At 66.4% G+C, this 6253-nt stretch carries 9 protein-coding genes; 5 read left to right on the forward strand and 4 right to left on the reverse strand.

Going from position 1 to position 6253, the window contains the following annotated elements; all coding sequences use genetic code 11:
* The 4 genes from VFV09_03115 to VFV09_03130 all read right to left on the reverse strand — a co-directional run.
* On the reverse strand, positions 1-381 hold a 381-nt coding region (locus tag VFV09_03115; protein HEU4866697.1), incomplete at its 3' end, for a Clp protease N-terminal domain-containing protein.
* A gap of 15 nt (positions 382-396) precedes the next feature.
* On the reverse strand, positions 397-627 hold the full coding sequence (locus VFV09_03120; GenBank protein HEU4866698.1) for a hypothetical protein: 231 nt from the start codon (positions 625-627) through the stop codon (positions 397-399).
* A 68-nt stretch (positions 628-695) separates the two neighbouring features.
* Positions 696-1265, reverse strand: a complete 570-nt coding sequence (locus VFV09_03125) for a TIGR03086 family metal-binding protein (GenBank protein HEU4866699.1) — start codon at positions 1263-1265, stop codon at positions 696-698.
* Between the two features lie 17 nt (positions 1266-1282).
* Positions 1283-2404 (reverse strand): citrate/2-methylcitrate synthase, encoded by a 1122-nt coding sequence (locus tag VFV09_03130; GenBank protein HEU4866700.1) that lies wholly within the window; start codon positions 2402-2404, stop codon positions 1283-1285.
* 271 nt (positions 2405-2675) lie between these two features.
* Here VFV09_03130 and VFV09_03135 point away from each other — a divergent pair, with 271 nt between their 5' ends.
* The 5 genes from VFV09_03135 to VFV09_03155 all read left to right on the forward strand — a co-directional run.
* Positions 2676-3752, forward strand: coding sequence for an isocitrate/isopropylmalate dehydrogenase family protein (locus tag VFV09_03135; GenBank protein HEU4866701.1), 1077 nt, complete (start codon positions 2676-2678; stop codon positions 3750-3752).
* A gap of 64 nt (positions 3753-3816) precedes the next feature.
* Positions 3817-4746 (forward strand): malate dehydrogenase, encoded by a 930-nt coding sequence (gene mdh, locus VFV09_03140; protein ID HEU4866702.1) that lies wholly within the window; start codon positions 3817-3819, stop codon positions 4744-4746.
* Between the two features lie 5 nt (positions 4747-4751).
* Positions 4752-4991 (forward strand): hypothetical protein, encoded by a 240-nt coding sequence (locus VFV09_03145; protein HEU4866703.1) that lies wholly within the window; start codon positions 4752-4754, stop codon positions 4989-4991.
* Positions 4992-5022: 31 nt separating this feature from the next.
* Entirely contained in the window at positions 5023-5745 is a 723-nt protein-coding gene (locus VFV09_03150) for a sulfite exporter TauE/SafE family protein (GenBank protein HEU4866704.1), read from the forward strand.
* 66 nt (positions 5746-5811) lie between these two features.
* The coding region (locus tag VFV09_03155) for a dihydrofolate reductase (protein HEU4866705.1) at positions 5812-6253 on the forward strand (442 nt) is incomplete at its 3' end.

Raw genomic sequence — 6253 nt, forward strand, 5'->3', positions numbered from 1 at the left:
GATGCCGATCAGCAGGTGCTCGTTGTTGATCTTGCGGTCGCCGCGCATCACAGCCTCCTTCTGGGTGCGTTTCAGGCAGACCTTTGCCGACTGCCCCCACCGCGGGGTCCGCTCCCGGCGGCGGGGCGGCAGCTTGGCGAGGGGGGGAAGGCTCACGCCCACCCGGGCCAGAGCGGCCTCGAACTCCTCGTCGAGCGCCCGCTGGATCCGGGCCTCGTTCAGCCCCAGGTTCGACATGGCCCGGCCGGCGGGGCCTTTGGGGAACTCGGCAAGGCTGAGCAGCAGATGCTCGGCCTCCAGGCTCGACGCGCCGGTGTGGGCGGCTTTCTCACGGGCCCTCATCACGGTGCCCTTGAGATCCGGGGCGAAGGTCTCAAACAATTTGGCTCCTCTCGGTCACGGGGCGGCCTCCCGAAAGCGAGGGGCGTGCTTTTTGTGGACCGCCTGCCGGGTGACGTTCAGGGCGTCGGCAATCTGAGCCCAGGTCCAACCTGCTCCGACCGCGTGTACGACGTACTCGTCCTCCAGCCGGTCGGCAAGCTGCCTCAGGGCCACGACCGACCGAAGTGCCTCCCCGGGCTCCAGCGGGGAGTTCGTGTCGTTTCTGGTGAGGGGGTCGGTGTTCATCAAGCAACTTTAGTTGACAACTTCCGCTTCGTCAACTTAGGTTGCTGAATCACGAGCTACGTGCCGAGCTAGGGAGTGCGGCCCGACTCCGCTATGAACAGCGTCTGCTCGTCGGCCCCCGGCTCGGTGGGGACGATTGGACCGAGCGCCCCGTACCGGCGCCACTCGTCGCCGATCTGGGCCAGCAGGCGCCGGCCGTACGCGACGACCTCGGGATCGATTGTCTCGTCGATGCCCAGCGCCCTCGCCAGGTCCCAGGTGTGCATCCCGGCGTCGCCGATCCGCTCGAGAATGTAGTCGGCCGCCGGGGTCGGACCTCGGGACAGGTCCACGGTCCGGTCTACGGCACCCGGCTCTTCTACCGCCGCCATCGCTTCGGCGGCGGCCCTGCGGAAGGCGCCCTTCGGGTCGTCGCCTACCAGGTCCCCGCTGAAGCGGTCGCCGATCCCGGCGATGGTCTCACCGGCCATCAGCGGCGCCACCCAGACGGTCCCGCCGACCAGGTGTTCTACGAGGGCCCGGACGTCCCACTCGGTGTTCGGGGTGGGCAGGTGCCACTGGTCGTCGCCGATTTTTTCGACGTTGGCCACCAGTCCTTCGACGGCTGTTCGGTGTACCCGGGCGAGATCGGCTTCCATTTCGTCGGTCCTTCCGGTCAGCGATCTCCGAGCTTGACGTAGCTGCGGGGGGCCGGGCCGATGTACTCGGAGTCCGGACGGATCAGCCGGTTGTTCTGCAGCTGCTCGATTACGTGGGCGGTCCAGCCGGAGATGCGGGAGGCGGCGAAGATCGGTGTGAACAGGCGCTTGGGGATCCCGAGGTAGTGGTAAACCGCCGCGGCGTAGAAGTCGACGTTGGGGAACAGGCCCTTTTCGGTGTTGACCACCTCGAAGATCGCCTCGGAGATCTCGAACCACTTCGTGTCGCCCTTGCGGGTGCCCAGGTCCCGCGCCAGCTCCCTCAGGATGGTTGCCCGGGGGTCCTCCGCCTTGTAGACGCGGTGTCCGAAGCCCATGATCTTCTCTTTGCGGGCCAGCCGGCCCTTGATCTCCTCGGGAACGTTCTCGACCGACCCGATCTTCAGGATCATCTCGAAGACCTGCTCGTTGGCTCCGCCGTGCAGCGGGCCCTTGAGGGTGGCGATGGCCGAGGTCATGGCCGAGTGGATGTCGCTGAGGGTCCCGGCGGTCACCCGTGCGGCGAAGGTCGATGCGTTCATCGTGTGGTCGGCGTGCATGATCAGGCACTGGTCCATGATCTTGGCGTCCTCGTCCGAGGGGTACTCGCCGCTCAGGACGTAGAGCAGGTTGGCGGCGTGGCCCAGCTTGGGGTCGGGCTCCACGGGCCATTTGCCGCCTCGCAGACGCTCGGGGCCGGAGATCATCTGCGGCAACTGCGAGATCAGGCGGACGGCCTTGCGCTTGTTGGCCGGGTGGTCGGTCGACAGTACCCAGCCGTCGGGGTCGTAGGCGGAGGCGGCCGAGACCAGCGTCCGCAGCATCGACATCGGCGAGGTGGTCGACGACAGGGTCACCATCAGCTGCTTGGTGAAGTCGTGGAGGTCGCGCTCGGCGGCGAGCTGCGTGGTCAGCGCCTGCAGCTGGCCGTCGTTCGGCAGCTCCCGGTGGTGCAGGAGGTAGATGACTTCCTCAAAAGTGCTGTTGTTGACCAGATCGGTTACGTCGTAACCGGCATACATCAGCTTGCTGTTCTCGACATCGATGTCCGATATCGCCGTCTGAGCTGCAACTACACCTTCAAGACCTTTTTGACTCAACTGTCACCTCCCTTGAACGGCACGGTAGTGCAGCCCGCCAGCATGGACACTTCCTGCGATTTACAGATCTACCTCGAGCGAGGTTCTCCGACCGACTACGAGCCGCCTCTTACGGCGACCCGCGCAAGGTCATATCCTACAAGTATTCGTCCTGCGGTCACCCGCCGGCTCCTTGGGCTCCAGTTCCCTGCCGGCGGAGGCCCGTTCGGCAGGCGCCCCGAATAGCGGGGACGCGGCCGAAAGTGTCCTTTCGTTGAAGGAGTGTTTCTATATGGCTCATCGCGTCACGTTCATCCCCGGAGACGGGGTAGGCCCCGAGCTTTCCGAAGCAACCCGGCGGGTGCTGGAGGCAACCGGTGTCGAGTTCGACTGGGATGTCCAGCACGCGGGCGCCGACGTCGTCGAGGAGTTCGGCACGCCGCTGCCGCAGCACGTTCTCGACTCGATTCGCACCAACAAGGTGGCGCTCAAGGGCCCGATCACGACCCCGGTGGGCACCGGGTTTCGATCGGTGAACGTCGAGCTCCGCAAGCAGCTGGATCTGTTCGCCTGCCTTAGGCCCTGCAAGACCTACCCCGGCGTCCGGTCCCGCTACAGCGACGTGGACCTGGTGATCTTCCGGGAGAACCACGAGGACCTGTACGCCGGGATCGAGTTCGAGATGGGCTCCACCGAGGCCCTCGGCCTGATCGACTACATCAAGGGCATCTCCGGCAGGGAGATCAGGCAGGACTCCGGCATCTCGATCAAGCCGATCTCGGTCTACGGCACCACCCGGATCGTCAAAGCCGCCTTCGAGTACGCCCGGGCCAACGGTCGCAAAAAGGTGACCGCGGTCCACAAGTCGAACATCATGAAGTTTTCCGACGGCCTGTTCCTTAGGACCGCCCGGGAGGTGGCCGAGCAGTACTCCGACATCGAGTTCGAGGATCGCATCGTCGACAACATGTGCATGCAGCTGGTGGCCTACCCGGGCGACTACGACATCCTGGTGCTGCCCAACCTGTACGGCGACATTGTGAGCGACCTGTGCGCCGGCCTCATCGGCGGCCTCGGTGTGGCCCCCGGCGCCAACCTCGGTGAGGAGATAGCGCTTTTCGAGCCCACCCACGGCTCGGCGCCCAAGTACAAGGGCATGAACAAGATGAACCCCATGGCGCTGATGCTCTCGGGCGTCCTGATGCTCAGGCACTTGGGCGAGAAGGACGCCGCCGACCGCATGGAGAACGCCATTGCGCAGGTGATCAAGGAGGGCACGCACGTCACGCGGGACATGCTGCAGTCCCGCGGCGACCCCAACGCAGTGGGGACGTCACAAGTGGGGGATGCGGTGATAGCGCACCTTTAGCCGGCAGCGGGCCGGACCCGCGGCACATTAGAGTTATCGAATTGTTCAGAGAGGAATTGTCGGCATGGCGAAGGTAACGGTTGTTGGAGCAGGGTTTGTCGGGCGAACGACGGCGGTGCGGTTGGCGGAGAGCAACCTAGCCGACGTGGTCCTGCTGGACGTCATCGAGGGCTGGCCGCAGGGCCTCGCCCTGGACATCCGACACTCGGCGCCGGTGCAGGGTATCGAGGTGTCGGTAACCGGCACCAACGACTACGCCGAGACTGCCGGCTCCGACATCGTCGTGATCACCGCCGGCCTCCCCCGGGGCCCCGGCATGAGCCGGATGGACCTGCTGGAGAAAAACGCAGCGATCGTCGGCAGCGTCTGCGACAAGGTGAAGGAGACCTCGCCCAACGCGGTCGTCATCAACGTCACGAACCCGCTGGACGAGATGACCTTCCTCGCCGCGGAACGGACCGGGTTCCCCCGGGCCCGGGTGATGGGCATGGCCGGCATCCTGGACTCCTCCCGCCTTGCCGCCAACATCGCCGAGGAGCTGGGCGTGTCGCCGCTTTCGGTAAAAGCCATGACTCTGGGATCGCACGGCGAGCAGATGGTGCCGCTGCCCCGGCAGGCGACGGTCGACGACAAGCCGCTGGAGGAGATGGTCGACGCCGAGACCCTCGAGCGCCTGTTCGTCCGCACCCGGGCCGGCGGCTCGGAGATCGTCGGGCTGCTGAAGAAGGGGAGCGCTTTCTACGCCCCCTCGGCCGCAGTGGCGCAGATGTGCAAGGCGATCCTGTCGGGCTCGGACGAGGTGCTGCCGGTCTGCGCCTGGGTCTCCGGCGAGTACGGCATCGCCGATGTCTACCTGGGCGTCCCGGCCCGGCTGGGCAGCGGGGGAGTTGAGGAGATCGTCGAGCTCGAGCTGAACGACCAGGAGAAGGCGCAGCTGACCGAAGCCGCCGACGCCATCCGCACCCGCTGCGCCGACCTGGCATCCATCGGCTAGCCGAAATGAAAGACCCGGCGCTGGTGATCGTGAACGGGTTGCTGAAGTCCGCCGACGAGCTGGGGCTGAACGCCACCGAGCGTTACGGCAAGGACGCCCACTACCAGGCCACTTTGTGGAAGACCGCCGACACGGCGGTGGCCGCCCTGGGAATCGAGCAGGTTGAGACCGGCGACGCCGGCTTCCCGCTATTTCGCCTGAGGGGTGTGGAGGACTCCGACGAGGGAGCACCGGCTGGCGATTAGCCGCCCGCTCTTGCGAGCAAGAGCTCGTTAGGTGCTCGAGCCGCTTTCGCTCGTTCTGGCCGCTCTGGCGGCCGCTGCCGGGTCGCTGGTACAGGGCTCGGTCGGTTTTGGGTTCTCCCTGATCGCAGCACCACTTCTCACCCTCATAAACCCGGGCCTGGTTCCGGGCCCCGCAACCGTAGCGTCGGCCGCGCTGAACCTGATGACCCTCTACCGGACCCGGGGCGGCCCCGCCGACTGGCGAGGCGTGCGGTGGGCCGGGCTGGGACTGATCCCCGGGACGCTGGTGGCCGGAGTAATGCTGGCTGCGATGTCGGCCCGTCTGTTGGCCGTAAGCGTCGGGGTCCTGGTGCTCCTCGCCATTGTGGTCAGCATGGCCGGGGTCCAGGTGCGGAGAAGCGCTCCGTCCCTGCTGGCCATCGGGACCGTGTCCGGGTTCATGGGAACCGTTGCGACCGTCGGAGGGCCCGCGATGGCACTGGCCTACCAGCACGACTCGGGCCCGGTGATCCGGGCGACGCTCAACCGGTTCTTCCTGGCCGGGACGATCATCGCGATGGCCGTCCTGATCCCCGCAGGGCACCTCGATCGGGAGCACATGCTGGCCGGGCTCGCCATGGTGCCGGGAGTAGGGGTGGGTTACCTGGTCGCCCAGAGGCTCCACAAACGCATCGACGCCGGATGGGCCCGCCCGGCGGTCCTGACCGTGGCCGCAGTGTCTTCGATAGCTGTGCTGGTTCGGGAGCTCGTTTAGCAGGCAGGGACCAGGGCAATCGTTAACCCATCAGGTCCGTATCCCCCAAAGCTTTAGGAGAGCCCCGTGGGCAAGGTGGTCATGTACAGCTCGGTGTCGGTGGACGGCTTCGTCGCGGACGAGAATGACCAGCCCGGACCGCTGTTCGACTGGTTGTCCAGTGGTGACGTCCCGTTGGACGAGAGCGGCGAGGTGAAGGTGTCGCAGACGTCCTACGACTACACCCGGCCGTACTGGGACCAGATCGGGGCGACACTCGTCGGCCGCCACGTCTTCGACATGACGGACGGCTGGGACGGGAAGCCTCCGGGCGGGATCGACCACGTGGTCGTCGTGTCGCACCGGCCGAAGCCCGAGGGCTGGGACTCCGAGGCGCCGTTTCACTTCGTCGACGGCGTCGAGGCAGCCGTGGCCAAGGCGCAGGAGCTTGCGGGTGACCGCATGGTCGAGGTCGCCGCTGGCGACGTCGGTGGCCAGGTGCTTGCCGCGGGCCTGATCGACGAGGTGC

It is taken from the genome of Actinomycetota bacterium, assembly GCA_035759705.1.
GTDB lineage: Bacteria > Actinomycetota > CADDZG01 > JAHWKV01 > JAHWKV01 > JAJCYE01.